Origin of the sequence: Actinosynnema sp. CA-299493, from assembly GCF_050946825.1 — a bacterium.
Taxonomy (GTDB): Bacteria; Actinomycetota; Actinomycetes; order Mycobacteriales; family Pseudonocardiaceae; genus Actinosynnema.
The window spans coordinates 5,387,591-5,413,634 of the sequence record NZ_CP191993.1; the positions used below are offsets into that span (position 1 = coordinate 5,387,591).

Here is a 26,044-nt window from a genome sequence, read left to right on the forward strand (position 1 = left end):
ACCGCAAGGGTGGTGCGATGGGTGAAGAGCGGGACGGCGTGGCGCTGACCAACCTCGACCAGCCGTTGTTCGACGGCGCCGACGCGACCAAGGGCGACCTCGTCGACTACCTCGACGCGGTGCGCGACCGGATCATCCCGGCCCTGGCCGGGCGACCGCTGTCGGTGGTGCGGGTGCGGCCGGGCCAGGAGCCGTTCACCCAGAAGAACCTGCCGAAGTACACGCCGCCGTGGGTGCGGACCGTGGCGCTGTGGGCGGAGACGTCCAAGCGGGAGATCCGGTACGCGCTGTGCGAGGACCGGCGCACGCTGCTGTGGTTCGCCAACCAGCGCGCGGTCGAGTACCACGTCACGCCGGCGCCCGCCGGCGCGTTCGAGCGGCCCGACTTCCTGGTGCTCGACCTCGACCCGCCGGAGGGTGCGGGCTTCGACGTGGTGGTGGCGGCGGCGAAGCTCGTGCGGCGGGCGTTGGCCGACGACGGGCTGTCCGGTCTGGTGAAGACCAGCGGGTCCAAGGGCGTGCACGTGTTCGTGCCCGTGACGGGCGTCGACCACGACGTGGCCGCCGCGACCCGGGCGTTGGCGGCGCGGGCCGAACGGCTGGACCCGGAGCTGGCCACCACCGCGTTCATCAAGGACGACCGGGGCGGGCGGGTGTTCCTCGACTCCACGCGGGCCTACGGCTCGACCGTGGCCGCCGCGTACAGCCCCCGGATCCGGCCGGGCGCCACCGTGTCGTTCCCGGTGGACTGGGACGACCTCGACGCCGTGACGCCCGCCGACTTCACCGTGAAGACCGCGCCCGCGTTGCTGGGCGACGACGACCCGTGGCACTCGCGGATGCCCGCGCCGCAGAAGCTCCCGGACGACCTCGTCGCCGAGGGGCGCACCATCCCGGTGGCCCGCGTCCAGGCGATGCACGAGGGCAAGCGGCGGGCTCGCGCTCAACGCGCTCAGCAGTAGCCCGTAGTCCCGGCTTGCCGCACGTCCGGGTCTTGTCGACTAAATTCTGTCCACACTGAAGTAATCGAGTAGCCAGAGATCAACTGGTCTGCGTCCGAACGTGCCACGACGAAAGGCGCTGGCGCGGGGATGGCACAGCCCGCACGCTCGTGCGTGGCCATCCCTATACCCTGCGGAGGCAGCCATGTCCTTGAGAAGGACGACCCCGGTGGCGAGCGCGCTGTTGCTCGCCGCCGCCCTGTTGAGCCCACCCGTCGCCACCGCCGCCCCGGTGAGCACGTCGGCCGTGCCGGACATCCCGGTGGCCAACGTCCAGGCGCACCTGACCGACCTCCAGACCATCGCCACCAACAACGGCGGCAACCGGGCGCACGGCAGGCCCGGCTACCTGGCTTCGGTCAACCACCTCAAGGCGAAGCTCGACGCGGCCGGGTACCAGACGTCCGTGCAGCAGTTCACCAGCAGCGGCGCGACCGGGTACAACCTGATCGCGGACTGGCCGGGCGGCGACCCGAACGACGTGCTGATGCTCGGCGGCCACCTGGACAGCGTGAGCGCCGGTCCGGGCATCAACGACAACGGCACCGGGTCGGCGGGCCTCCTCGAGGTCGCGCTGACCGTGGCCCGGGAGGGCCTCGCGCCGACCAAGCACATCCGGTTCGGCTGGTGGGGCGCGGAGGAACTGGGCCTGGTCGGCTCCACGTACTACGTGAACAACCTGCCGACGACCGAGCGGTCGAGGATCAAGGCGTACCTGAACTTCGACATGATCGGCTCGCCGAACCCGGGCTACTTCGTCTACAGCGCCTCCGGCCAACCGACCGGGTCGTTGCTGTTGCAGCAGACGTTGCAGGCCGCGTTCAGCGTGCCGACCGAGTTGACGTCGGTCGGCGGGCGGTCCGACCACGCGGCGTTCGCCAGGGCGGGCATCCCCGTCGGCGGCACGTTCACCGGCGCCGAGGTCACCAAGACCTCCGCGCAGGCGCAGAAGTGGGGCGGCACCGCGGGCGTCGCCTTCGACCGCTGCTACCACCGCTCGTGCGACACGATCACCAACGTCGACGTGACCGCGTTGGACCGCAACAGCGACGCCATCGCCCACACCCTGTGGACGCTGGCCGGCTCCGGCGGCAACCCGCCCGGACCGCGGTTCGAGAACCCGGCGGACGTGACCATCCCCGACCTGACCACGGTCGAGAGCCCGATCACCGTGTCCGGGGTCGCGGGCAACGCGCCGTCGGCGCTGGCGGTGGGCGTGGACATCACCCACACCTACCGGGGCGACCTGGTGATCGACCTGGTCGCGCCGGACGGCACGGCGTACCGGGTGAAGACGTCGAGCAACGACAGCGCGAACGACCTCGTGACGACGTACACCGTGAACGCGTCCACCGAGCTCGCCGACGGCACGTGGAAGCTGCGCGTGCAGGACGTCGCGTCCGCGGACACCGGCCGGATCAACGGCTGGTCCTTGCAGTTCTGAGAGACGAGGGTGCCGGCGACCGGCCGGCACCCTCCCCTGCGCCCCGGCTCAGCCCTGCGCCGCGGACTCGTCCATCCAGAACAGGTTCCACACGTGGCCGTCGAGGTCCTCGAAGCTGCGGCCGTACATGAAGCCGTGGTCCTCGGCCTCCTTCACGAACCCGCCGCCCGCGGCCAGCGCCTTGTCCGCCACCTCGTCGACCTGCTCGCGGCTGTCCAGCGACAGCGCCACGATCGCCTCCGTGGTGGTGGCGGAGTCGGCGATCTCCTTGGTGGTGAACGTCGTGAAGAACGGCTTGGTCACCAGCATCGCGTGGACGGTGTCGCTGAACACGACGCAAGAGGCGTTCTCGTCGGTGAACCGGGGGTTGTGCGCGAAGCCGAGTGCGGCGAAGAACTCGATCGACTTGGTCAGGTCGGTCACCGGCAGGTTCACGAAGATCTTCACGGACATGGCCTTGAGCCCCCATTGCGAGACGAGCGGACACCGGCGTGTCCAGTGGATACTTGAGTGTCCGTCGGACACTGGGTGTACGTTAGACACAGATCGACAACGTGAGCAACCCCCGATTTCGGAAGCCGGTGAGCGATGGCGAGCGAGGACCAGGGCGTGGACCTGCTGTGGGGTTCGCGGGACAAGCCCGCCCGGCCACCCAGGCTCGCGCTCACCGTCGACCGCATCGCCGCCGCCGCGATCGAGGTGGCCGACGCGGAAGGCCTGGCGGCGGTGTCGATGCAGCAGGTCGCGGCCAGGCTGGACGTCACGAAGATGGCGTTGTACCGGCACGTGGCGAGCAAGGCCGAACTGGTCGCGGTGATGACCGAGTCGGCCGTCGGCGAGCCGCCGGACCTGCGCGCGGTGCCCGGCGGGTGGCGGCCGAGCCTCGTCCGGTGGTCCGACCTGATGCGGGAGACGTGGCGACGCCACCCGTGGCTGCCCGCCGCCACGACCGGTGAGCGCGTGACCGGTCCGCGCGAGGTGGGCTGGACGGAGGCCGCGGTGGCCGCGCTCGACGGCACCGGGCTCGACGGCGGCGAGCGGATGGACGCGGTGTTCCTGCTCAGCGGGCACATCCGCAACACGCAGTCGGGTGCGACGGCCGGCACGCAGCCGTCGACCGCGGAGAAGCGGCTGCGAACGGTCCTGCACGAGCACCGCGACCGCTTCCCGGCGCTGCACGAGGCGGCGCGGTCGACCGGTGACGCGCCCCGGGACAACGGCTGGGCGTTCGGCCTGGGCCGGATCCTGGACGGCATCGAAGTGCTGATCGAGAGCCGCCGCACCGGCACGACGGGCTGACCGGAGCCGGTTCGGCCGCTCGCACGTGGCCGGTCACCTATGCAACTAGTTGCACTGCACCTCGTTGCACAGCTACGGTCACCGCCATGGCGTTGGAGCACGCGATCCTCGTGTCGCTGGACGAGCGCTCGGGCTCGGGCTACGAGTTGGCCCAGCGGTTCGAGAAGTCCATCGGCTTCTTCTGGGCCGCCACCCACCAGCAGATCTACCGCACGCTCAAGCGCATGGTGGAGCTGGGCTGGGTGTCGTGCGACGAGGTCGCCCAGGACGGCCGCCCGGACAAGAAGGTCTACGAGGTCGCCGACGCCGGTCGCGCGGAGCTCGCCCGCTGGCTGGCCGCGCCCGGCGAGCCGGAGACGATCCGGCACGACCTGTCGGTCAAGGTCCGCGGCGCGTCGTCGGGCGACGCGGGGGCGTTGGTCGCCGAGGTCGCCCGGCACCGCGACCTGCACACCGAGCGCCTCGACGTCTACCTCGCCATCGAGAAGAAGGACTTCCCGGACCCGTCGGCCCTGTCCGGCCGGCGGCTGCACCAGTACCTGGTCCTGCGCGGCGGCATCCGGGCGGAGCGGGCGCTGGTGGAGTGGTGCGACGAGGTGCTGGCCGCGATGCGAGAGGACGACCGGCGATGACCGCCTACCCCACCCTGCTCAAGCCCTTGGACCTGGGCTTCACGACCCTGCGCAACCGGGTCCTCATGGGCTCGATGCACACCGGCAACGAGGACCGCGCCAAGGACTTCGACGCGCTGGCCGCCTACTTCGCCGAACGGGCCCGCGGCGGCGTCGGCCTCATCGTCACCGGCGGCTTCTCGCCCAACCGTGCGGGCTCGCTCTACCCGTTCGCCTCCAAGCTCACCACGCACCGCGAAGCGCGCGACCACCGCGTCATCACGCAGGCCGTGCACGAGCACGACGGCAAGATCGCCCTCCAGCTGCTGCACGCCGGCCGGTACTCCTACCACCCGTTCAGCGTGTCCGCGTCCGCCCTCAAGGCCCCGATCGCCAAGTTCCGCCCCCGCGCGTTGTCCGACCGGGGCGTGCGGGCGCAGGTCGACGCCTTCGCCCGGGCCACCGCGCTGGCCCGGGAGGCGGGCTACGACGGCATCGAGATCATGGGCTCCGAGGGCTACTTCATCAACCAGTTCCTCGCGCCGCGCACGAACAAGCGCACCGACCGCTGGGGTGGCAGCGCGGAGAACCGGCGGCGCGTCGCGGTCGAGGTCGTGCGCCGCTGCCGTGAGGCGGCGGGTCCGGACTTCGTCATCGTCTACCGGCTGTCGATGATCGACCTGGTGGAGGACGGCCAGACGTGGGACGAGGTGGTCGCGCTCGGCCAGGAGGTCGAGGCGGCGGGCGCGACGATCATCAACACCGGCATCGGCTGGCACGAGGCACGGGTGCCGACCATCGTCACGTCCGTGCCGCGCGCGGCGTTCACGAACGTCACCGCCAAGCTGCGCCCGCACGTCGGCATCCCGGTGGTCACGTCGAACCGGATCAACATGCCGGAGGTCGCCGAGGAGGTGCTGGCGCGCGGTGACGCGGACATGGTGTCGATGGCGCGGCCGTTCCTGGCCGACCCGGACTGGGTGCGCAAGGCCGAGACCGGCCGCGCCGACGAGATCAACACCTGCGTCGCGTGCAACCAGGCGTGCCTGGACCACACGTTCTCGCTGAAGAAGGCGACCTGCATGGTCAACCCGCGTGCGGGCAACGAGACCACGCTCCGGCTGCTGCCGACCCGCCGCGTCAAGCGGGTCGCGGTGGTCGGCGCGGGTCCGGCGGGGCTCGCGGCGGCGACCTCGCTGGCCGAGCGCGGCCACGAGGTGGAGCTGTTCGAGGCCGACGACGACATCGGCGGCCAGTTCGCCATCGCCCGCCGCATCCCGGGCAAGGAGGAGTTCGCCGAGACGATCCGCTACTACCGGCGGCGGATCGAGCTGACCGGCGTGACGCTGCACCTCGGCGCCAAGGTCACCGCCGACGACGTGGCGGGCTTCGACGAGGTCGTGGTCGCCACCGGCGTCGCGCCGCGCCTGCCCGCCATCCCGGGCGTGGAACGCGCCCTGTCCTACGTGGACGTCGTCCGCCACGGCGCGCCGGTCGGCGACCGGGTCGCGGTGATCGGCGCGGGCGGGATCGGCGTGGACGTGACCGAGTTCCTGACCCACGCCTCCTCCCCCGCCCTCGACGTGGCCGAGTGGCGTGCCGAGTGGGGCGTCACCGACCCCGAACTGGTGCGCGGCGGCGTCACCGCGCCGAAGCCCGCCAAGCCCGCGCGCCAGGTGTACCTCTTGCAGCGCAAGGCGTCCCGGATCGGCAAGGGCCTCGGCAAGACCACCGGGTGGGTGCACCGGGCGGCGCTCGCGGCCAAGGGCGTCGAGCAGCTGACCGGGGTGAACTACGAGCGGATCGACGACGCCGGCCTGCACATCACGTTCGGGCCCAAGCGCGAACGACCGCAGGTGCTGGACGTCGACACGGTCGTCGTGTGCGCGGGCCAGGAACCGGTGCGCGACCTCGTGGACGCGCTCGCCGGGCGCGGTGTCGTCACGCACGTCATCGGCGGCGCGGACGTCGCCGCCGAGCTCGACGCGAAGCGCGCCATCGACCAGGGCACGCGGCTCGCGGCCACGATCTGACCAGGAGGCACGGGTGAACGCGGCACTGCGGTTCAAGGCGGCGGTCGAGGCGGGCGACGTCGTCGGCGCGACGGAGTTCTTCAGCGACGACATCACGTTGCACAGCCCCGTGAAGTTCCGGCCGTTCGAGGGGATCGACACCGTGCGCGCCCTGTTCGGCGTGCTCCAGCGGACGTTCGAGGACTTCCGGTACGTCGGCCAGTACGACGGGCCGACCGGCCACGTCCTGCACTTCCGCACGGTGGTGAACGGCAAGCAGGTCGAGGGCATCGACCTGATCGAGCTGGACGAGGACGGCCGGATCGGCACGTTCACCGTGATGATCCGGCCCCAGTCGGCGGTGACCGCGGTCGGCGAAGCCATCTGGGCGGGTCTGGTCGCCGACGGCGTCGTGTCGTAGCGGCCCCGGCGGGCGCACCTGCTCGTAGGCTGCACGACGTGGACTTCATCTTCACCCGGCCGGACTCCAAGGCCGCCGCCGCCGCGCTCGAGGTCTGCCACGAGTACGCCGAGCCGTGGCTGCTGAACCACTCGTTGCGCGCCTACTCGCTGGCCGCCGCGTACGCGGCCGACGTGGACATCGCCCACGACGGCGAGCTGCTGTACGTCGCCGCGCTCCTGCACGACCTCGCGCTCACACCGCCGTTCGACAGCCACACGCTGCCGTTCGAGGAGGCGGGGGCGCACGTGGCGTGGGTGTTCGCGGCCGGAGCCGGGTGGGGACGGGTGCGGCGGGACCGGCTGGCGGAGGTCATCGTGCGGCACATGCGCACCGACGTGCCCGCCGAGCAGGACCCGGAGAGCCACCTGTTGCAGGTCGCGGTCGGCGCCGACGTGTCGGGGCGCGGGCTGGACCGGTTCGCCGAGCGGGTCAAGGACGGCGTCGTGACCCGCTACCCGCGGCTCGGGTTCGCCGACGCGTTCCTGGGCAGGGCCGAGGAGCAGGCCGAGCGCAAACCGCGCTGCGCCGCCGCCGAGCTGATGCGCGACGGCTGGGCTGGGCGGGTGGCGGGCAACCCGCTGGACGCCCCCGGCCGGTGACCGGGCGCGGCCGGCGGTCGATCACGTCGGCCCGCGGGCCCACAGGTCCGGGGGTCGGGTCGACACAGGTGTCCGGGACCGCACCCTAGGGAGCGATGCCCACTCGGCCGAGCCGGCCCCACAGCCACTCCTGCCGGGCCGTCATCGCCGGCCACCGGGTGCCGCCGGGCCGCGGGTACACGTGCGTCGAGTAGGGCGCGGGCCGGTAGGCGGGGTCGAAGAAGCAGCCCGTGGCGTGCACCGCGTCGGCGGCCGGGCAGTCGGCGGCGATCGACGCGGGCGTGGGCTTGCGGCCGGTGCCCTCCCACGTCACGAGCGCCCGTAGCGCGGCGGCGTACTCCGAGTCGCTGAGCGCGCTGTGCTCGTCCTCCCGGGTGAACGCCTGCACGAGGTTCGCCCCCGTCCCCGCGCCGACCCGGCTCGCCCGGTACGCGGCCTCGTGCTCCACGAACACCGTGGGGTCGCCGATCGCGTGCAGGGTGATCACCGGGATCGACACCGCGCCGGTCGGATCGCTGTCGTAGGACAGGTCCCGCGCGGCCGACGGCGTGGCGCTGAACCGCTCGACGCCCGCGTTCAACGCCTCGTCGTCGTGCGAACCGGTGTACCGCACTCCCCTGTTCCCGAACGGGTTCCGCCCGCCGAGCCGGTGGTGCACGATGTCGCGGAACGTGAACGTGGCGAAGGTGAGGTGCGACGCGAGCGCGCTCTCGGGGACCTTGGTGACGGCGAGGATGTCGTCCAGGTTGCGCTGTTGCGGCGCGCTGCGCTCGGCGGACGGCGACTGGTGGCCCGTGCACTCCTGCAACCGGGCGCGCAGCTCGGCGGTGGTCATGGTGGAGTCGGCGCGCAGCCCCATCCACAACGGGTACCGCGGCTCGTCCGGCCGCGGGTGGTTGCCGCAGTAGTACTGGTAGACCACGCGCAGGTCGACCCGGTGGTCGTAGCCGCGCGACCCGCCCGCGAGCACGCCGCTGGTGAGCAGGGCGGCGTCGTAGGAGTCGTGGACCTCGATGGTCTTCGCGGCCACGTTCCCACCCCACGACTGGCCGTGCAGGAACGTCTTGTGCGGCCGGCCGAACCGCTGCCCGAACAACTTCCGCGCGTTCTCGGTGTCCTCGGCGGCCATCCGGGCGCCGTAGCCGCCGCGCCGGTAGGACGAGCCGGCCAACGCGAACCCCTCGCGCACCACCACCGCCCAGCGGTCCAGGTCCTCGACGGGGTGGTCGGCGGTCGGCGCGGCCAGGTTGGGTCCACCGTGCGCGTGCACGACCAGCGAGCCGTTCCAGTCGGCCGGGATCGCGAACGCGTGGAACGCGCCGGTGGCGTCCTGCCCGCCGTAACAGGTCGTGCCCGCCGGCAGCCGTGCGGGACAGGGGACCTGGCCGGTGCCGGCGGACGCGGGCGGGGCGGCGAGCGCCGCGGTCAGCGTCACGGCGAGCGCCGCGCTCAAGCCGGAGCGGTTCACGGACGACCTCCTCCGAAGAGCGGCGGCGCCTCGTCGCGCCACGGTGCACGTCGTGTGCGCGTCCCCCCAGGTGGGTCACGTCGGGGGAAACTTGGGGTTGCCCTGACATCGCGGGGCAAACGCCCCGGTGGAACGGGCGCGGGTGGTCCAGCGCACCCCGGCGGTCGAGCGGGCGAACCTCGCGGCAGGCGTCGAAGAGCCGGACGGCGTTCTCGCTCAACCGGGCCAGGACTTCCGGTGCGGTCAACGGTCCCCCTGATTCCGCTGTCCGGCCGACGCCGGCGGTCCCGCCCGGGACTAGCGTTCGAATCGATTCAGCGGACATCTCGCACTGGAGCGACCATGCCCAAGTTACGCACGCCCGCAGCCGCCCTCGCGCTGGCCGTGGCCCTGCCGCTGGTGATCGCGCCCGCCGCGCGGGCAGCCGTCCTGGTCACCGAACTCCCGGGCCTGCCCGGCTACCCCACCCACCGGACCGTCGCGGTCAACGACCTCGGCCAGGTCATCGGCTTCACCAGCGGGAACGGCGCGCCGCACACGGTGCACTGGTCACCCGGCGGCGCGCACACCGACCTCGGCCTCGGCATCCCGTCCGGGCTCAACCAGGCCGGCCAGGTGCTGATCCAGGAGGCCGTCAACGGTGCGGGCCCTTACGTCCAACGGCCGCGGATCTGGCACGCGGGCAAGGTCACCGACATCTCGCCGGGCGGCGGCTGGGTCATCGCGTCGGCGATCAACGCCAAGGGCTCGGTGCCGATGACGTACTCCACGTCGTCGTCGGGCTACCACCAGGAGCGGGCCGTCGTGTGGCAGGACGGCAAGCACACGGCGTTGCCGTTGACGGGGCCCCACCTGTGGCTGAGCGCGATCAACGACGCCGGTGTGGTCGCGGGCAACAAGCTGCCCATGTTCAGCGGCGACGCGTACGCGTTCCGCTGCGTGGACACCACCAGGTGCGAGCCGCTGGCCACCGTGCCCGGCTCCGGCATGTACTCCGTCGAAGCGGTCAACGAGGCCGGGGTGATCGTCGGCAACGAGGGCGCGCAGGCGTTGCGCTGGGAGGGGTCGGAGGTGACGGTGCTGAGCAAGTCCGGCGGCGTGGCGAACGGCCCGCAGGCGATCAACGAGCGCGGCGACGTCGTCGGCTGGACCACCGAGTTCAACGGCGACCGCAAGGCCGTGCTGTGGCCCGGTGGCGGCAAGCCGGTGGACCTGGGCGTGCCCAGCCCGTCCGAGGCGGTCGCGGTCAACGAGCGCGGTGACGTGATCGGCTGGAGCTCGGCGGACAACCCCGACGCGCCCCGCGCGTTCCTGTGGCGCAACGGGAGGGTGACCTACCTCGGGTCGCTCGGCGGCGCGCACAGCCTCCCCACCGCGTTGAACGACCGCGGCACGATCGTCGGCGAGAGCACCACCGCCGACGGCACGCTCAAGGCCGTGAAGTGGAACCTGATCACCACCACGCCGAGGCGCTGATCACGGCTGGAAGCGGTAGCCCCGGCCCGGTTCGGTGACCAGGTGCCGCGGGTGGGCGGGGTCCGGTTCGAGCTTGCGGCGCAGCTGGACCAGGTAGACGCGCAGGTAGTGGGTGGCCGACGTGTGGTTCGGCCCCCACACCTGCGCGAGCAGCCGTTGCGCGCTGAGCACCTCTCCGCCCGCCCGCACCAGGGCCTCCAGCAGACCCCACTCGGTCGGCGTCAGGTGCACCTCGGCGCCGTCGCGGTGGATCTTCTTCGCGGTCAGGTCGACGGTGAACGACGCCGCGCGCACCGGCGGCTCGTCGGCCTCGGCCCGCCGCCTGCCCGACCGGCGCACGGCCGCCCGCAGCCGGGCCAGTAACTCGTCCATCCCGAACGGCTTGGTCACGTAGTCGTCGGCGCCCGCGTCCAGCGCGCGGACCTTGTCCGCCGGGTCGAGCCGGGCGGACAGCACGACGATCGGCGCGGACGTGACCCGGCGCAGGCCGGTGATCACGGCGAGGCCGTCCAGGTCCGGCAGGCCGAGGTCGAGCACCACCACGTCGGGCCCGTCCTCGGCCGCGCGTAACGCCGACGCGCCGTCCGACGCGGTGAGCACCTGGTAGCCGTGGGCGTGGAGGCTGATCCGCAGCGCGCGCACGATCTGCGGGTCGTCGTCGACGACCAGGACCGTGGTCATGCCGTCGTCACCCCGGCGATCGGCAGCGAGATGACGAGCGTCAGGCCGCCGCCGGGTGTGTCCTCGGCCGTGATCGCGCCGCCCATGGCGTCCACGAACCCCTTCGCCACGCTCAGCCCGAGGCCGACGCCCGGCGTGGCGTCCCGGTCGCCGAGTCGCTGGAACGGCGCGAACACCGCGTTCGCCGTGTTCTTCGGCAGCCCTTGCCCGTGGTCGACCACCCGCAGCTCCACCCGGTCGCCGTACGCGCTGGCACGCACCGCGACCTCCGGCTCGTCGGCCTCGATCCGGCCGTCGCCGTCCACGTCGACCAGGCGGCGCGGGCTGAGCCTGCCGTGCCGCAGGGCGTTGTCGATCACGTTGGCCACCACGCGTTCGAGCAGGCCGAGGTCGGCGAGCACGGGCGGCAGGTGCTCGGCCACGTCCACGGACACCGTGCGGCGCTCGTCGATGCCGGCCAGAGCGCGCGCTACCACCTCGTCGTACGTCACCGCGCGCAGTTGCGGCACGACCGCGCCGGTGGCCAGCCGGGACGAGTCGAGCAGGTTGTCGATCAGGCCGGTCAGCCGGTCCGCGGACACCTCGACGGTCTCCAGCAGCTCGGCGGTGTCCTCGTCGGACAGCCGCAGGTCGGTGTCGCGCAGGCTGCCGATCGCGGCCTTGATGGACGTCAGCGGCGTGCGCAGGTCGTGGCCGACGGCGGACAGCAACGCGGTGCGCAGCTCCGTGGTCTCCGCGCGGCGCTGCGCCTCGGCCGTCTCGACGGCCATCCGCTGCTGCCGCAACGCCATCAACGCCTGACCGGCCGCCGCCTCCAGCGCGCGCTGGTCGGCCGCGGGCAGCGTCCGGCCGCGCAGCGCCAGGTGCACGTCCGCCGTCACGGGCACGTCCACGTCCGCCTCGTCCGGCTCGGCGCACGGCCGCGGCCCGACGCACGCCACCCGTTCCCAGTCCCCGTCGCGCCGCTCCAGCAAGGCCACCGACTCCAGCGCGAAGTTCTCCCGCACCTTCTCCAACAGCCGGGCCAGCGGGAACGGGCTGGTCAGCACCGTGCGCGCGTAGGAGGCGAGCAGCGCGGCCTCGGTGCGGGCCCGCGCGCCCTGCACGGCCAGCCGCGCCGCGTGGTCCACCACGAACGCGACCAGCACCGCCACCACCAGCATCGCGACGAGCGTGACCAGGTTCGCCGGCGTCGCCACCGCCAGGGTGTAGTAGGGCGGGGTGAAGAAGAAGTTCAGCAGCCCCGCGCCGAGGAACGCCGCCACGACCGCCGGACCTTGCCCGCCGACCAGCGCGACCACGACCGTGGCCAGGAAGAACCCGACCAGGTCGGTGGAGAACGCCAGGCGGTCGCCCAGCAGCAGCCCGATCCCGGTCACCGCGGCGGGCAGCAGCACCGCCAGGACCCAGCCGAGCGTCCTGCGGTGCCGGGGGTGCGCGGCGGGCGCCCACCGCCGGCGCGGGCCACGACGTGCCTCGTCGTGGGTGACCATGTGCACGTCGATCGGTCCGGACGCCTGGACCGTCGCCGCGCCGATGCCCTCGTCGAACACCCTGGCCAGCCGTGATCGGCGGGACGTGCCGAGCACGAGCTGGGTGGCGTTCACGCCGCGGGCGAAGTCGAGCAGCGCGGTCGGCACGTCGTCGCCGACCACGGTGTGGAACGTCGCGCCGACGTCCTCGGTCACCCGTCGGAACCCGGCCACCAGCTGCGGCGGCACGCCTGCCAGCCCGTCACCGCGCATGATGTGCACGACCAGCAGCTCCGCGCCCGCGCGGGCCGCGACGCGCCGGGCGCGGCGGATCAGCGTCTCGCTCTCCGGACCGCCGCTGATCGCGACCACGACCCGTTCCCTGGTCTCCCAGGTGTCGGTGATGCTCTGCTCCGAGCGGTAGCGCTGCAACGCCACGTCGACCTGGTCGGCCAGCCACAGCAGCGCCAGCTCGCGCAACGCGGTGAGGTTGCCGACCCGGAAGTAGTTGCCCAGCGCCGCGTCGATCTTGTGGGCGGCGTAGACGTTGCCGTGGGCGAGGCGGCGGCGCAGCGCCTCCGGCGTGAGGTCGACCAGCTCGACCTGCTCGGCGCGCCGCACGACCTCGTCCGGCACGGTCTCGCGCTGCCGCACGCCGGTGATGCGCTCGACCACGTCGTTGAGGGATTCGAGGTGCTGCACGTTGACCGTGGACAGCACGTCGATGCCCGCTTCCAGCAGCTCTTCGACGTCCTGCCACCGCTTGGCGTTGCGGGAGCCGGCCGCGTTGGTGTGCGCGAGCTCGTCGACCACCGCCACCTCGGGCCTGCGCGCCAGGAGCCCGGCGAGGTCCAGGTCGTCGTCGACGTCCCGGCGGGGCAGCTGTGCCAAGCCGTCGAGCAGGGCCGCGGTGTTCTCGCGGCCGTGCGTCTCGACCAGGCCGACCACGACGTCCGTGCCCCGGTCCTGACGCCGGTGCGCCTCGCCGAGCATGGCGAACGTCTTGCCGACACCGGGCGCCGCGCCGAGGTAGATCCGCAGCTCGCCGCGCTTGCGCTTGCCTTCCACGGGTCCCAGTGTGCGCGCGCCCCGCCTGCCCGCGTGGCCCAACCCCGGTCCTTTACGCGGCCTTGACGGTCCGGCGGCCCGCCCCGGGACCCGCCGGCGGCAGTGCCGAAGTGTTCACCCGGAGTTCGACTCCGCGCACCACCCGGCGCACGCCCCGAAAACGATACTTCGGCCTGCCGCCGTTCGGGTCATGATCGGAGTACCGCATGTCGCACGACCACCGCCACGGCCACACCCACGAGCACCACGAGGAGGTGGAGGGCAGCTGGCGCGACGCGCAGGACGACCGGCCGCTCTCGGTGGCGCGACGGCGGTTCCTGGCCGGTCTGGGCGCGGCCGGTGTGGCGACCACCATGGGCGCGCTCCCGGCGCACGCGCACGGCGACCGGCCGGCCACGCCGGTGAACCCGTGGGACGGACGCGGGCGCTGGTACGCGGGCGACCACCACATCCACACCAAGTACTCCAACGACGCCCAGTACGAGGTCGCGCAGCAGGTCGCCAAGGCGCGCGAGCACGGGCTGGACTGGGTCGTGATCACCGACCACGGCGGCGTCGCGCACGAGAAGTTCTCCATCGACCAGGTCGCGCCCGACATCGAGCGCGCCCGCAGGTCGCACCGGGACGTGCTGGTCTACCAGGGTCTGGAGTGGAACATCCCGGGCGCCGAGCACGCCACCGTGTTCCTGCCGCCCGGCCGGTCCACCGTGGACATCCTGCGCGCGTTCGAGGCCGCCTACGACGGCGGTGTCCTGGCCACGCCGGTCGCGAGCGGCGGCAAGGGCCTGCTCGCCCGCTCCACGTCGGCCGACGGCGAGCCGTACGCGTTGGCGGCACTGCGGTACCTGGAGGCGCAGGTGCTCGCCGGCCGCACGGAGATCGCGCTGATGTTCGCCAACCACCCGGCCCGGCGCGGGGTGGACAGCCCGCACGAGTTCCGCGGCTGGCGCGACGCGGCGCCCGGCGTTGCGGTGGGCATGGAGGGCGCGCCCGGCCACCAGGCGTCGGGCATCCCGGCCGCGAACGGCGGCCGGGGCGCCGCGCGCGGGCTGTACGACGCATCGCCGAACCAGGACAGCTTCCCGGGCTTCGCGCCGACCGCGACCGAGAACCCCTACCGCACCTACGGCGGGTTCGACTGGATGACCGCCAAGGTCGGCGGCCTGTGGGACTCGCTGCTGGCCGAGGGCAGGCCGTGGTGGGTCACCGCCACGTCCGACTCGCACCGGGTGCACCTGGACACGCACAAGCAGGGCGCAGGCGACCACGACACGACCGGCAGCCGGGGTGCGCCCGTCGACACCGGCGTGCCGCAGGTCGAGAGCGACTACTGGCCGGGCTTCTACAGCTCCACGCTCGTCGGCGCGGCCTCCAAGTCCTATGTGGACGTGATGCGCGGCATGCAGGGCGGCAAGGTCGTCGCGGTGCACGGGCGGATCGTCGACGGGCTGAACCTGCGGGTGCGCTCGCTCGGCGAGGGCGACAACCGGGGCGTCACGATCGGCGGTCGCACGTTCGTCCGGCGCGGCCAGGACGTCGAGGTGGTGGTCGAGGTCGACCTGGCGCGTGGCGCGAACTTCGCGGGTGTCGTGCCGCGCCTGGCGAAGGTGGACCTGATCGCCGGCCCGGTCACCGGCCCGGCGGCGGACCGCGACGCGTTCTCCGCGCCCGCCACGGCGGTGGTGAAGTCGTTCGAGGTCGCTCGTGCCGCGCGCGGCACGGTGAAGTTCACGCACACGTTCCGCCGCGTGGAAGGCGCGTTCTACCTGCGGCTGCGCGGTTCGGACGGCAACCGGCTGACCTCGGACGGCCACCCGGTGATGGACGTCCTCGGTGACGCCGACCCGTGGGCGGACCTGTGGTTCTACGCGAACCCGGTGTTCGTGGACGTCATCTGATGACCTGGCTCGGCGCCGTGCCCGCCCTGCCCGGCGAGCACGGCGCGGCGCACGTGGACGCGCTGCTGCTGGCGGCGTTCGACGGCGTGGCGGCGGACTTCGTGTGCACGCACACCGACCGGTCCGGCGAGGTCGCCGTCACCGCGTTGTCCGCCCACGTGACCGGCGAGGTGGACGTGGACCGGTTGGCGGCGGCGCTGGGCGGGCCGGTGGTCGTGCTCGACGACTCCGACACGGCCGACACGGCCGCTGTCCGCGCCGCCCGGGCCGGTCGTGACCGCGCCGAGGGCCGTTGTGTCCGGTTCCCGGGCCAGTCGGCGCTCACCGGCACGCACCCCGCCGCCGAAGTGGTGGCCGTGTCGGCGATCGACCGCGTGGTCGGCATCGGAGTCCAGGTCGCGCCGACCGACCCGGTGCGGACGCTCGGCTTCCTGCGTCCCGTCCACCACGACGGCGAGCTGCTGCTACTCGTGGAGCCCGCCGTCGGCGGCGTGCTGCGTCCGGCGGAGTCGGAGAGCCCGCACCAGTGCCGCGGGGGCCATTGACCGGAAGCCGGGTCCGCCCGCGAACGCCCACAGGGCGATCACCGGGTCGCAGACCGCGCAGCCCAGCGACGAGTGCTCGGCGAACGGCACGATCGGGTTGCCGTACAGGTGGTGCGCCACGTCGGCGGCCGTGTGCACGAGCCACCCGATGCCGATGAACGTCCAGGACGTCAGGCCGCGGTAGGCGCAGAACGTGATGACGGCGGTGATGGCGAACTCCCACGCGCCCAGCCCGCCGCCGCTGAGGTACGCCGCGCCGGCGCCGCCGACCATGACCGCGTTGAGCGGTCGGCGGTGCCGGTCGGGGATGAGGGAGTTCAGGAGCACGTACAGCACGCCGATGAGCAGTGCCGAGACCACGACCATGGTTGGCGGTCCTTGTCGTCGCAGGTGATCGTTCCACCTGGACGCTAAGAGCACGGCGGCCGGCGCGGCAGTGGCCGGCGTGCCACACCCCGACGGGTTCTCGCCAACACCGCGCGTGGCGCGACGGGGCCGGTGGCGCTGATCGCACCACCGGCCCCGGTTCCCCTCGGCGTCAGACGCCCGTCTCGACCTTGGGCTTCTCCTCGGCCAGGTCCAGGCTGGTGCGCAGCGTGATCGGCTTGAGCAGCAGGGCCGCGACCACACCGATCACCGCGATGGCCGACGAGATCAGGAAGATGTGGCCGGTGGCGTCGCCGTACGCGTTGCGGACGATGTGCTGCACCGCCTCCGGCAGCACGTTCAGGTTGAGGCTGCCGCCGCCCCCGCCGCTGACGGGGATGCCCGCCGCGGTCAGGTCGCGGGTGATGGCGTCCTCGACCCGCCGCGCCAGCACCGCGCCCAGCACCGACACGCCGATCGTGCCGCCGAGCGACCGGAAGAACGCGATGGTGGAGCTGGCCGCGCCGATGTCCTTCAGCGGCACCGTGTTCTGCACCGCGAGCACCAGGTTCTGCATGCTCAGGCCGACCCCGGCGCCCACCAGCAGCATCGCGCCGCCGACCAGCACCAGCGACGTGTCGTGGTCGACCTGCCCCAGCGCGAGGAACCCGAGCACCAGGGTGGCCGCGCCGGCCACGATGTAGGGCTTGACCCGGCCGGTCTTGGTGATCAGCCGCCCGGACACGATGGACGCGCCGAGCACGCCGACCATCATCGGGATGGTCAGCAGGCCGGCCTCGGTCGGGCTGTAGCCGCGGCCGATCTGGAAGTACTGGCCGAGGAACACCGCGCCGCCGAACATCGCCATGCCCACCGCCACGCTGGCCAGGATCGCCAACGCCGTCGTGCGCTGCTTGACGATCCCCAGCGGCACCACCGGCTCCGCGGCACGCGCCTCGACCGCGACCGCGCCGCCCAGCAGGACCACCGACGCGCCGACCATGGCGAAGCTCTGCCACGACAGCCACGCGAACGAGCTGTCCACGAACGAGATCCAGACCAGCAGCACGCTCACGCCGACCGCGATCAGGCTCGCGCCCAGGTAGTCGATCTTCACGTTGTCCCGCCGGACCGTCTTCACCTTCAACGTGGCCTGGAGCACGAACAGCGCGATCACCGCGACCGGCACGCCGATGAAGAAGCACCAGCGCCAGCCCAGCCACGAGGTGTCCACGATGAGGCCGCCCAGCAGCGGGCCGCCGACCGTGGCCAGCGCCATCACGCCGCCGAGGTAGCCGTTGTACCGGCCGCGCTCGCGCGGCGGGATCATCGCCGCGATCACCACCTGCACCAGCGCCTGCAGACCGCCGACGCCGATGCCCTGGAACGCGCGGGCCGCGATGAGCTGGCCCGCGCTCTGCGCGAAGCCGCTGACCACCGAGCCGACCACGAAGATCACGATGGCGACCTGGACCAGGGTCTTCTTGTCGAACAGGTCCGCGAGCTTGCCCCACACGGGCGTGGTGGCGGTCGCGGTCAACAAGGTCGCGGTGACCACCCAGGTGTACTGGGTCTGCGAGCCGTTGAGCGCGCCGATGATCTGCGGCAGCGCCGTCGAGACGACGGTGCCGCTGAGCATCGCGACGAACAGCACCAACAGCAGACCGCTCAGAGCCTCCAGGACCTGGCGGTGGCTCATCGTGCCGTTGGTGGTGGCGGGTGCGCTCATCGCGCGGCCTCCAAGGTGGAGCCGAGGGCTCCTTCGACGTCAATGGTCAGGCGCCCCAGGGAGCTGGTCAGCGCCTCGACCTCTTCAGGGCTCCAGTCGGCAAGCGCGCGGCTCAGGAGCTGGTCGTACCAGTCACGGGCGACGGCCAGCTCGGCGTGACCGCGTTCGGTCACCACGAGGATGCTGGCGCGGCCGTCGTCGGGGTCGGCACGTCGTTCGACCAGGCCGTTGGCGACCAGCGCGGCCACCGCGCGGCTCACCGTGGACGGGTCGAGACCGGCGTGGACGGCCAGCTCCTTGGCGTGGCACCCGGTGGGGTTCGCGCCGGCCCGGGCGATCAGGGCGAGCGTCCCGATCAGGCCGGGAGGCAGCGCGTGGTGTCGCTGCTTGACCATCCGCACGACCCTCAGCAGGTCGCGCACCCGGTCTTCGAGCTCCCGCGCGACGGCGTCCATGCCGTCCCCCCATCTCTCCCGCATTGCTTGCCACATACAACTATCACCCAAACTTGCACGACGTGCAAGTTTTCGCGGTGTGCGGTGAGTTACACCAAAAAGCTGCACAGCGTGCATGTTTTGGTACCGTGGGTCATCTCCACCACGCCGAGCAGCGGCCCGGTCACGCCGGGTCGGGAACGGACCGTCGATGACCACCGCTTCCCGGGGGAAACGACCCCCCACCGGCCGACCGACCGTCCCCCTGCCGCCCGAGCTCACCCGCCGCGACGCCGGCCCGTTCAACCCACCGGACGCCCTCACCCGCCTCGTCGAGCAGGGGCCGGTGCACCGGATGACCATGCTCGACGGCGACCCGGTGTGGATCGTCACCAGCCACGAGCTGGCCCGCACCCTGCTCGGCGACCCGCGGCTGAGCTCGGACCGGTTCCGCAGCCGCCGCGTGCTGGAGAAGCTGCCCCAGCCGGTCCGCGCCCGGTTGACCGACGCGCGGGCGCGGGCGGGCAACTTCATCACCATGGACCCGCCCGAACACACCCGGTACCGCAAGCTGTTGACCGGCCAGTTCACCGTGCGCCGGATGCGGCAGCTCGAACCGCGCGTCCAGCGGATCGTCGACGACCACCTCGACGCGATGATCGCCGCCGGACCGGGCGCCGACCTGGTGCGGGCGTTCGCGCTGCCGGTGCCGTCACTGGTCATCTGCGAGCTGCTCGGCGTCGAGTACGCCGACCGCGACGAGTTCCAGGAGCGCACCGGGCAGCTGCTGCGCCTGGACCAGCCCGTGGCCGAGGTGATGCGGCTCGCCGACGAACTGCGGGCGTTCATGCACGGCTTGGTGCTCGGCAAGCGCGCCGAGCCGACCGACGACATGCTGTCCGGCCTGATCGAGGCCGACCCGACGCTCACCGACGACGAGCTGATCGGCATGGCGACCCTGCTGCTGGTCGCGGGTCACGAGACGACGGCCAACATGCTGGCGCTGGGCACGTTCGCGCTGCTGGAGCACCCCGAGCAGCTCGCCGCCCTGCGCGCGGACCCGGCGATGACCGGCGGCGCGGTCGAGGAGCTGCTGCGCTACCTGTCGATCGTCCACCTCGGCGTCGTGCGCACCACGCTGGCGGAGGTGGAGATCGCGGGCGAGGTCGTCCCGGCCGACTCGACGGTGCTGGTCTCCGTGCCCGCGGGCAACCGCGACCCGTACCACTACCCCCGGCCGGACGTGCTGGACGTGACCCGCGCCCGCGGGCCGCACCTGGCGTTCGGGCACGGCGTGCACCAATGCCTCGGCCAGCAGTTGGCGCGGGTGGAGATGACGATCGGGTTGACCGGACTGCTGACCAGGCTGCCCGGCCTGCGGCTGGCCGTGCCGGCGGCGGAGGTCCCGATGCGCGACGACATGCTGGTGTACGGCGTGCACGCGCTCCCGGTCACCTGGGACGCCTGAGACCCCCGAACCGACGGCCGGTGAGCGCACACCGACCGCGCCCCGATCGGCGGCGTTTGGCCGACTTTCGCCACGGGCACTCCGAGATGGGCTGCCCGCCGGTGTCGACTTCACCCGCCGATGGGGCCGAAATCCGGGCGGTGACCACAAAGGACACTCCGGGTCGTGGCTCCGCCCTGCCCGAGAGGGTCGGCGGAGCCACGACCGCCACTCCCATGAATCGAGGTCATCCGTGACGACCGACATCCACGTGACCACCCTGGGCCACTGGTCGAATTCGAGCGCCGGCCCGACCACGTCGTTCCACTTAGCCGTGGACGACGCCGAGGTGATGCTCGACGTCGGCGTCGACCCCGTCGGCAGGCTCCAGGCCGCCGGGCTGTCACCGACCGACGTCACGCACGTGTACGTGTCGCACCTGCACTCCGATCACGTCGGTGGGTTCGCCAACTTCGTGTTCACCCGCAGCCTGCTCAACCGGGAGGGTGACGTCCCGCTGCTCAAGCTCACGGTCGTGGGACACCCGTCGGTCCTGGCCGGGCTCAAGGAGCTGCTGCGGGTCCAGTACCCGGAACGGGCGTTCGACCTCGCGTGGGTCGAGTGCGCCGAGGAGCCCGTGGCCCTGGGCGGGCAGCTGAAGATGCGCCTCGTGCCGACGGACCACCCGGTGCCGTGCTACGGCGTCGTGGTCGAAACCGGTCGGGCGAAGATCGGGTTCACCGCCGACACCGGCCCGGTGCCCTCGCACCAGCACGACTTCGCCGGCTGCGACGTCCTGATCGGTGAGGCGTTCGGCTTGACGAGCGACGTGGGCGAGAGCATCCACCGCCGCGGCCACATGACGGCCGAGGACCTCGGCGAACTGGTGGCGGCCATCCGGCCGAAGTTCGTGCTGCCGTTCCACTTCGGCCAGGAGTACGCGGACGCGGCCAAGCGCGCCGAGCTGCTGAGCGCCTGCGGCGCGGCGGACGTCACCACGGTCGACCCGGTCGACGCCAAGCCCATCACCATCGGCGACTGACCACACGCGCCCCGGCCGGTGGGGACGGACGTCCCCACCGGCCGGCGTGTCCCGCGCTCAGCCCAGCAGGCAGAGCAGGGAGCAGGCGGTCGCCGACGACCACGCCGAGTACGACGGCGGGGTGGCGGCGGGCGAGTTGCGCGGCGTGTACTTCGCCTTCGCCTGGTTGGTCAGCGGGTACAGGGTCAGGAGGGCGTACGTCGAGCAGTAGAAGGTCTTGGTCTCACCCGGTTGGAGGGTGAACGTGCCGGCTGCCGCCTCGCACGCGGGCTCTTCGTAGTCCACGACACGCGCGTCGGTGACCGCCACCGGACCCTGGTTGGTCACCGTGATCCGCCAGTACGCGGTGGCGTTGAGCAGCCCCAGCACGCCCACGGGCGCCTTCTTGGCCCACGGCCCCGACCCGCCGGGTCCGCAGTGGGACGCCGTCTTCGAGGCGCAGATCTCCTTGTTCACCGTCACCACCGGCTGGCACGCCGCGCCGGGCGCGACCGGGACGGTGACGGTGTTGGAGGTGAACGCGCCGGTCGTGTCCGTGCCCGTGGCGGTGTTGGCGACGTCGGCCACGGCGCAGGCGGCGCTGATCGTGGTGCGGAAGCACACCTGCGGCGGGTCGCCGGTGAAGTCGACCACCAACCGGGGTTGGTTGCCGCCGCCGAAGTCGGCTCCGCTGGTCAGCACCAGCATGGTGGTGACGGCGATGGTCGGGTGCGCGGTCGGTGACACGCCGCTGAGGTCGACCGAGCCGTCCGGCGCGAAGCCGGGCGTGGCCACGGTGGCGCCGTCCTGGTCCACCACGGTCACCCGGGATGCGCCGAAGTCGACGTTGCCGGGCGTGACGCCGACGAGCCGCGCGGAGCCGTAACCCGTCACGTGGTCGGTGTCGCCGTCGCAGTAGAACTCGCCCGGGGTGAGCGAGACCTGACCACCGGAGCGCACGCACGGCGAGCTGCCCGTGAGCGGGTCCATCGAGAACAGCACGCCCGCGTCACCCAGACCGATCAGGCAGCCCGTCGGGGTGTCGTAGGCGTACCCGTAGTCGCGGGTGGCGCCGCCGTTGACGCCGGGGTGGGTGATCGGGTTGGGCAGTCCCGCGCACGCCGCCGCGGTCGTCCAGTCGTGGCAGACCGCCGCGCCCTGGTACGGGCCGCCCCAGATCGCCAGGTAGCTGCGGAGGTGGCCGTTCGGGTCGGTGATCACCTCGGGGTTGAACGCGATCACGCCGGCGGGCAGCGCGGCCACCGAGGACGGCGCGGGCAGCGCCGAGCCGTCCAGGGCGTAGCAGGTGGTCACGTCGGGCGACCCGGTCGTGGTGGAGCAGGCGCCGACCTGCGCGCCCGTCGTGCCGTACGCGGTGTAGGCGTTGTAGGTGTAGTTGCCGGCCGCGCCGAGGGGCCGGGGTGAGGCCCACCCGGCGCACGCGGCGGCGGTGGCCGGGTCGAAGCAGCCCATGGCCGCCTGGAGGCCGGTGTTGGGCCGGGACGACGAGGCGAACACCTTGCCGGCCACGACCGTCATCGCGCCGTAGAAGTACAGGCTGCTGGGCGTGTCGCCGCTGGGCGGGACGATCGGCGCGTACGGCTGGCCGGGGCAGGCCGCGCGGGTGGCGACGGTCCAGCAGGTGACCGCGCCCGTGCTGGCCACGCCGTAGAGGTTGCCGCCGACCTCGACCAGGCCGGCGAGGCTGTACACCCCCGAGGGCGAGCCGCCGGCGGCCACCAGGGGCCAGTAGCCGCAGTTCGCGGCGGCGGCCAGGTCCAGGCAGCCGACTCCGACCGACGAGGGGGTCACGGCGGCGTAGAGGACCTGCGAGGTGTTGGCCGGGTCGCGGAAGTACTGCTGCGCCATCCCGCTGCCGATGTCGCCGGTCGCGCCGCTGCCGAGCGGTCCGGGGGTGGTGTTGAGCGGTCGGGGCCACGGCCCGCCCGCGCAGGGCTGCCCGGTGGCCAGGTCGCTGCACACCACCTTCGCCACGTTGGGGGCCGCGTGGTGGTAGATGTTCCACGCCTGGAGGGCTCCGGTGGGCGTGCGGTGCAGCAGCGGGGTGAACCCGTCGCCGCCGGTCGCCGTGGTGGTCGCCTGGACGGGCGGGGTGAGCAGGCCGGACAGCGCCGTGCCGCCGGGTCGGGCGTCGGGGTTCTGCGCGCGCACCGCGACCACGCCCGAGGCGGGCTCGGTCGCCTGGAAGGTGCTCCCGTCCGCGGACCAGGACGGCGACCACCCGGGCGGCACGTCCAGCGAGCCGGCGACGTAGGACTGCCCGGCGCCGACCGCGTCGGTGATCGTCGCCTGCCCGGCGGCGGCGGCGTTGTTGTCGTAGTCGACGACCCAGGTGGCCGTGGCGCCGTGATCGGCGGGCGAGGAAACCCCTCGGACGGATTTCGTCAACGTCGACACGGCTGCCGCGGCGGGGTCGGCCGCCGCGCCGGGCACCGCGATGGCGAAGGCCACGAGCGCGCCCGTCGTCAAAACCATGACCACACGTCTTCGCATGACGGTTCTTCTTTCCCACAGCCGGAACTCGGGTCGTCCGGGACCCCAGGCACGCTAGGGACCTGCACCGATGCCGAGGCCGCGGGTCACCCGGCTGCGGCGCACGAGCATCCCGACAGCGCAGCGCCCGCGCCGTCCGCCCCTACCGGGACACGTCATTCCACGCGGGCGGTGCGCGCCGGTTCACCCGGGTGCGCCCGAATTCGGCCTACCGCGCCCCGGGCGGGAGCGATAGGGGGTCCCGGTCCCCGCTCGGGTGGACGGCGGCGAAACCCGCGTCCAGCCGGTCGATCATCACGCCGATCAGCTCCGACAGCTCGGGGCGTTCGGTGGCGTCCAGCCACCAGCCGACGACCACCCGCAGGGTGGCCATCACGGTGGCCGCGAACATCGCCGGGTAGAGGTCGGTGGCCGGGTCGACGCCGACCCGTGCGGCGACGACGGCGGCGAGCTCCCGTTCCTGCACGGCGAACGCCGCGATCTGGTGCGGCAGCAGGGCGGGCGTGCGGCGCAACGCGCGCAGCTGCGCCACCCGTTCCGGGTCGATGCGGTCGGGCACGACGTCCACCAGGGCCGCCCGCAACGCCGGCAGCACCGGCTCGTCCTCGGGCCGGGCGGCGAAGGCTTGGACGAACGCGGCGGCCGTGGCGACGTCACCCGCGACCACGGCCTCCTCCTTGGAGGAGAAGTAGTTGAAGAAGGTGCGCAGCGAGACGCCCGCCTCGTTCGCCACTTGCTCGACGGTCACGCCGTCGAGGCCGTGCTCCACGCACAGCCGCAGGGCGGCGTCGGCCAACGCCGTCCGGGTGGCGAGCTTCTTGCGTTCACGCAGTCCTGACACGCGCGAAAGTGTCGCACCTGTCCGACCGTGGGCCGGACAGGTGCGACACCGTGTCTTCCCGCCGTCGAGCCGCGGGGCGGCTGGTGCCGCCGGTGGCCCGCTAGTGGCCGGCGGCCGTCTCCGCCGCCAGCCGCTCGTCACCGCTGAGCGTCTTGAGCGGCTTCTCCTTGATGAACAGCACCGCCACCAGCGCCAGCACCGCGATCGGCGCGCCGATCAGGAACAGCTCGGCGGTGGCCGTGGCGTAGATCTCGCGCACGATCACCCGCACCGGCTCGGGCAGCAGCGACAGGTCGGGCACGGTGGCCTCGCCGCCGGTGGGCGCCGGGCCGAACTTCTCCTCGCTCAACGCGGTCACCCGGTTCGCCAGCACCGCGCCCAACGCGCTCACGCCGATCGCGCCGCCGAGGCTGCGGAAGAACGTGAGGGTCGAGGTCGTGGCGCCGAGGTCGCGGGCGGGCACGTCGTTCTGCGCGGCCAGCACCAGGTTCTGCATCAGCATGCCGACGCCGACGCCCAGCACGGCCATGTGCACGCTGACCAGGAACACGCTCGTGTTCGCGTCGATCGTGGCCAGCAGCAGCATCCCGCCGACCATGATCACGCCGCCGGCGACGAGGAACGCCTTCCACCTGCCCCACTTGGTGATCAGCTGGCCGGCGACGGTCGACGAGACCAGCAGGCCGAAGATCATCGGCAGGCTCATCAGGCCCGCCTGCGTCGGCGTCTTGCCCAGGCCGATCTGGAAGTACTGCGACAGGAACACCGTGCCGCCGAACATCGCCACCCCGACCAGCGCGCTGGCCAACGTCGTCAACGCGACCGTGCGGTTGGAGAAGATCGTCAGCGGCACGATCGGGTCGGTCGCCCGCGACTCGACCCACACGGCCAGGCCCAGCAGCACCACGCCGACCGCCACGAGCACCGCGGTCCACGCCGAGGCCCACTCGAACTGGTGACCGGCCAGCGTCGACCACACCAGCAGCGTGGAGACACCGCCGACGATCAGCACCGCGCCCAGGTAGTCGATCTTGACTTCCTTGCGCACGACCGGCAGGTGCAGCGTGCGCTGGAGCAGGAGGATCGAGGCGAGGGTGAACGGGACTCCGATGAAGAAGCACCAGCGCCAGCCCAGCCACGAGGTGTCCACCATGACACCGCCGATGAGCGGGCCGGCGACCGTGCCGACGCCGAACACCGCGCCGAAGATGCCCGCGTAGCGGCCCATCTCGCGCGGCGGGATCATCGCCGCCATCACGATCGTGGCCAACGCCGTCATGCCGCCCGCGCCGAGGCCCTGCACGACGCGGCTCGCGATGAGCACCTCGACGTTCGGGGAGAAGCCCGCGATGAGCGAGCCGACCACGAACAGGCCGAGCGAGAGCTGGATCAGCAGCTTGCGGCTGTAGAGGTCGGCGAGCTTGCCCCACAGCGGCACGGTCGCCGTCATGGCCAGCAGCTCGGTCGTGACGACCCAGGTGTAGACGGACTGCGAGCCGTGCAGGTCCGCGATGATGCGCGGCAACGCGTTCGACACGATGGTCGACGCGAGGATGGCCATGAACATGCCCAGCATGAGGCCGGACATCGCTTGCACGACGTCCCGGCGCGAAGTCGTGCCGGTTTCGGTGGACATCGGATCCCCCAGTTTGTCT

General features: G+C 72.5%; 22 protein-coding genes. 12 read left to right on the plus strand and 10 right to left on the minus strand.

All coding sequences use genetic code 11. The features are described 5' to 3' along the window. Nucleotides 1–17 precede the first annotated feature (17 nt). Both ACQPYE_RS22430 and ACQPYE_RS22435 read left to right on the plus strand, forming a co-directional pair. Nucleotides 18–962 carry a DNA polymerase domain-containing protein gene (locus ACQPYE_RS22430; RefSeq protein ID WP_498714164.1) on the plus strand — a complete coding sequence of 315 codons (945 nt, stop codon included), beginning with the start codon at nt 18–20 and terminating at the stop codon, nt 960–962. A 184-nt stretch (nt 963–1,146) separates the two neighbouring features. Then, on the plus strand, nt 1,147–2,445 hold the full coding sequence (locus ACQPYE_RS22435) for a M28 family peptidase (protein ID WP_498714166.1): 1,299 nt from the start codon (nt 1,147–1,149) through the stop codon (nt 2,443–2,445). Between the two features lie 48 nt (nt 2,446–2,493). Here ACQPYE_RS22435 and ACQPYE_RS22440 read toward each other — a convergent pair whose 3' ends face one another. After that, the gene (locus tag ACQPYE_RS22440) at nt 2,494–2,898 is read right to left on the minus strand and encodes a VOC family protein (protein ID WP_498714167.1); all 405 of its coding nucleotides are present in this window, start codon (nt 2,896–2,898) and stop codon (nt 2,494–2,496) included. 135 nt (nt 2,899–3,033) lie between these two features. Here ACQPYE_RS22440 and ACQPYE_RS22445 point away from each other — a divergent pair, with 135 nt between their 5' ends. The 5 genes from ACQPYE_RS22445 (at nt 3,034) to ACQPYE_RS22465 (ending at nt 7,429) form a co-directional block, all read left to right on the plus strand. Further along, nucleotides 3,034–3,744: a TetR/AcrR family transcriptional regulator gene (locus tag ACQPYE_RS22445; protein ID WP_498714169.1), complete on the plus strand. Its 711-nt coding sequence runs from the start codon at nt 3,034–3,036 to the stop codon at nt 3,742–3,744. Nucleotides 3,745–3,830: 86 nt separating this feature from the next. Further along, entirely contained in the window at nt 3,831–4,376 is a 546-nt protein-coding gene (locus ACQPYE_RS22450) for a PadR family transcriptional regulator (protein ID WP_498714171.1), read from the plus strand. Next, complete coding sequence (locus ACQPYE_RS22455) at nt 4,373–6,388, plus strand: FAD-dependent oxidoreductase (RefSeq protein ID WP_498714174.1); 2,016 nt, start codon at nt 4,373–4,375, stop codon at nt 6,386–6,388. Before ACQPYE_RS22450 ends, ACQPYE_RS22455 begins: the two co-directional genes overlap by 4 nt. Nucleotides 6,389–6,401: 13 nt before the next feature. Further along, entirely contained in the window at nt 6,402–6,788 is a 387-nt protein-coding gene (locus tag ACQPYE_RS22460) for a nuclear transport factor 2 family protein (RefSeq protein WP_498714176.1), read from the plus strand. 38 nt (nt 6,789–6,826) lie between these two features. After that, nucleotides 6,827–7,429 carry an HD domain-containing protein gene (locus tag ACQPYE_RS22465; protein ID WP_498714177.1) on the plus strand — a complete coding sequence of 201 codons (603 nt, stop codon included), beginning with the start codon at nt 6,827–6,829 and terminating at the stop codon, nt 7,427–7,429. An 85-nt stretch (nt 7,430–7,514) separates the two neighbouring features. Here the strand turns inward: ACQPYE_RS22465 and ACQPYE_RS22470 are convergent, their stop codons facing one another. Beyond that, nucleotides 7,515–8,897: an alpha/beta hydrolase gene (locus ACQPYE_RS22470; RefSeq protein ID WP_498714179.1), complete on the minus strand. Its 1,383-nt coding sequence runs from the start codon at nt 8,895–8,897 to the stop codon at nt 7,515–7,517. Nucleotides 8,898–9,239: 342 nt separating this feature from the next. On the opposite strand from ACQPYE_RS22470, the gene ACQPYE_RS22475 reads away from it, so the two are divergent. After that, nucleotides 9,240–10,373 carry a hypothetical protein gene (locus ACQPYE_RS22475; protein ID WP_498714181.1) on the plus strand — a complete coding sequence of 378 codons (1,134 nt, stop codon included), beginning with the start codon at nt 9,240–9,242 and terminating at the stop codon, nt 10,371–10,373. On the opposite strand, the gene ACQPYE_RS22480 is transcribed toward ACQPYE_RS22475, so the two are convergent. Both ACQPYE_RS22480 and ACQPYE_RS22485 read right to left on the minus strand, forming a co-directional pair. Beyond that, complete coding sequence (locus tag ACQPYE_RS22480) at nt 10,374–11,054, minus strand: response regulator (protein WP_498714185.1); 681 nt, start codon at nt 11,052–11,054, stop codon at nt 10,374–10,376. It lies immediately after the preceding gene. Next, a complete protein-coding gene (locus tag ACQPYE_RS22485; protein WP_498722965.1) occupies nt 11,051–13,603 on the minus strand; it encodes a DUF4118 domain-containing protein in 2,553 nt (850 codons plus the stop codon). The genes ACQPYE_RS22480 and ACQPYE_RS22485 overlap by 4 nt, the downstream gene beginning before the upstream one ends. Nucleotides 13,604–13,800: 197 nt before the next feature. Between ACQPYE_RS22485 and ACQPYE_RS22490 the strand changes: the two genes are divergently transcribed. Next, entirely contained in the window at nt 13,801–15,492 is a 1,692-nt protein-coding gene (locus ACQPYE_RS22490; RefSeq protein ID WP_498714187.1) for a PHP domain-containing protein, read from the plus strand. Next, a complete protein-coding gene (locus ACQPYE_RS22495) occupies nt 15,492–16,037 on the plus strand; it encodes a hypothetical protein (protein ID WP_498714190.1) in 546 nt (181 codons plus the stop codon). The genes ACQPYE_RS22490 and ACQPYE_RS22495 overlap by 1 nt, the downstream gene beginning before the upstream one ends. Here ACQPYE_RS22495 and ACQPYE_RS22500 read toward each other — a convergent pair. The 3 genes from ACQPYE_RS22500 to ACQPYE_RS22510 all read right to left on the minus strand — a co-directional run bounded on the left by ACQPYE_RS22500 (nt 15,957) and on the right by ACQPYE_RS22510 (nt 18,611). Next, nucleotides 15,957–16,403, minus strand: a complete 447-nt coding sequence (locus ACQPYE_RS22500) for a DUF6010 family protein (RefSeq protein WP_498714191.1) — start codon at nt 16,401–16,403, stop codon at nt 15,957–15,959. The two genes, ACQPYE_RS22495 and ACQPYE_RS22500, sit on opposite strands and share 81 nt — an antisense overlap. A gap of 172 nt (nt 16,404–16,575) precedes the next feature. Next, on the minus strand, nt 16,576–18,132 hold the full coding sequence (locus tag ACQPYE_RS22505; RefSeq protein ID WP_498714193.1) for an MDR family MFS transporter: 1,557 nt from the start codon (nt 18,130–18,132) through the stop codon (nt 16,576–16,578). Next, entirely contained in the window at nt 18,129–18,611 is a 483-nt protein-coding gene (locus ACQPYE_RS22510) for a MarR family winged helix-turn-helix transcriptional regulator (protein WP_498714195.1), read from the minus strand. The genes ACQPYE_RS22505 and ACQPYE_RS22510 overlap by 4 nt, the downstream gene beginning before the upstream one ends. A gap of 166 nt (nt 18,612–18,777) precedes the next feature. On the opposite strand from ACQPYE_RS22510, the gene ACQPYE_RS22515 reads away from it, so the two are divergent. Both ACQPYE_RS22515 and ACQPYE_RS22520 read left to right on the plus strand, forming a co-directional pair. Then, on the plus strand, nt 18,778–20,034 hold the full coding sequence (locus ACQPYE_RS22515; protein ID WP_498714197.1) for a cytochrome P450: 1,257 nt from the start codon (nt 18,778–18,780) through the stop codon (nt 20,032–20,034). 232 nt (nt 20,035–20,266) lie between these two features. Next, nucleotides 20,267–21,055: an MBL fold metallo-hydrolase gene (locus ACQPYE_RS22520; RefSeq protein ID WP_498714198.1), complete on the plus strand. Its 789-nt coding sequence runs from the start codon at nt 20,267–20,269 to the stop codon at nt 21,053–21,055. Nucleotides 21,056–21,112: 57 nt separating this feature from the next. Here the strand turns inward: ACQPYE_RS22520 and ACQPYE_RS22525 are convergent, their stop codons facing one another. The 3 genes from ACQPYE_RS22525 to ACQPYE_RS22535 all read right to left on the minus strand — a co-directional run bounded on the left by ACQPYE_RS22525 (nt 21,113) and on the right by ACQPYE_RS22535 (nt 26,025). After that, on the minus strand, nt 21,113–23,530 hold the full coding sequence (locus tag ACQPYE_RS22525) for a DUF7617 domain-containing protein (protein ID WP_498714200.1): 2,418 nt from the start codon (nt 23,528–23,530) through the stop codon (nt 21,113–21,115). A gap of 226 nt (nt 23,531–23,756) precedes the next feature. Further along, the gene (locus tag ACQPYE_RS22530; protein WP_498714201.1) at nt 23,757–24,389 is read right to left on the minus strand and encodes a TetR/AcrR family transcriptional regulator; all 633 of its coding nucleotides are present in this window, start codon (nt 24,387–24,389) and stop codon (nt 23,757–23,759) included. Between the two features lie 100 nt (nt 24,390–24,489). Further along, nucleotides 24,490–26,025, minus strand: coding sequence for an MDR family MFS transporter (locus tag ACQPYE_RS22535; RefSeq protein WP_498714202.1), 1,536 nt, complete (start codon nt 26,023–26,025; stop codon nt 24,490–24,492). Nucleotides 26,026–26,044: the final 19 nt, after the last annotated feature.

Excerpts from the sequence above, each read along its gene's own strand:
- ACQPYE_RS22490 (WP_498714187.1), top strand. The coding sequence starts at position 13,801 with ATGTCGCACGACCACCGCCACGGCCACACCCACGAGCACCACGAGGAG.
- ACQPYE_RS22535 (WP_498714202.1), bottom strand. The coding sequence starts at position 26,025 with ATGTCCACCGAAACCGGCACGACTTCGCGCCGGGACGTCGTGCAAGCG.
- ACQPYE_RS22450 (WP_498714171.1), top strand. The coding sequence starts at position 3,831 with ATGGCGTTGGAGCACGCGATCCTCGTGTCGCTGGACGAGCGCTCGGGC.
- ACQPYE_RS22440 (WP_498714167.1), bottom strand. The coding sequence starts at position 2,898 with ATGTCCGTGAAGATCTTCGTGAACCTGCCGGTGACCGACCTGACCAAG.
- ACQPYE_RS22510 (WP_498714195.1), bottom strand. The coding sequence starts at position 18,611 with ATGCGGGAGAGATGGGGGGACGGCATGGACGCCGTCGCGCGGGAGCTC.
- ACQPYE_RS22445 (WP_498714169.1), top strand. The coding sequence starts at position 3,034 with ATGGCGAGCGAGGACCAGGGCGTGGACCTGCTGTGGGGTTCGCGGGAC.
- ACQPYE_RS22475 (WP_498714181.1), top strand. The coding sequence starts at position 9,240 with ATGCCCAAGTTACGCACGCCCGCAGCCGCCCTCGCGCTGGCCGTGGCC.
- ACQPYE_RS22480 (WP_498714185.1), bottom strand. The coding sequence starts at position 11,054 with ATGACCACGGTCCTGGTCGTCGACGACGACCCGCAGATCGTGCGCGCG.
- ACQPYE_RS22515 (WP_498714197.1), top strand. The coding sequence starts at position 18,778 with ATGACCACCGCTTCCCGGGGGAAACGACCCCCCACCGGCCGACCGACC.
- ACQPYE_RS22435 (WP_498714166.1), top strand. The coding sequence starts at position 1,147 with ATGTCCTTGAGAAGGACGACCCCGGTGGCGAGCGCGCTGTTGCTCGCC.
- ACQPYE_RS22505 (WP_498714193.1), bottom strand. The coding sequence starts at position 18,132 with ATGAGCGCACCCGCCACCACCAACGGCACGATGAGCCACCGCCAGGTC.
- ACQPYE_RS22495 (WP_498714190.1), top strand. The coding sequence starts at position 15,492 with ATGACCTGGCTCGGCGCCGTGCCCGCCCTGCCCGGCGAGCACGGCGCG.
- ACQPYE_RS22430 (WP_498714164.1), top strand. The coding sequence starts at position 18 with ATGGGTGAAGAGCGGGACGGCGTGGCGCTGACCAACCTCGACCAGCCG.
- ACQPYE_RS22455 (WP_498714174.1), top strand. The coding sequence starts at position 4,373 with ATGACCGCCTACCCCACCCTGCTCAAGCCCTTGGACCTGGGCTTCACG.
- ACQPYE_RS22500 (WP_498714191.1), bottom strand. The coding sequence starts at position 16,403 with ATGGTCGTGGTCTCGGCACTGCTCATCGGCGTGCTGTACGTGCTCCTG.
- ACQPYE_RS22525 (WP_498714200.1), bottom strand. The coding sequence starts at position 23,530 with ATGGTTTTGACGACGGGCGCGCTCGTGGCCTTCGCCATCGCGGTGCCC.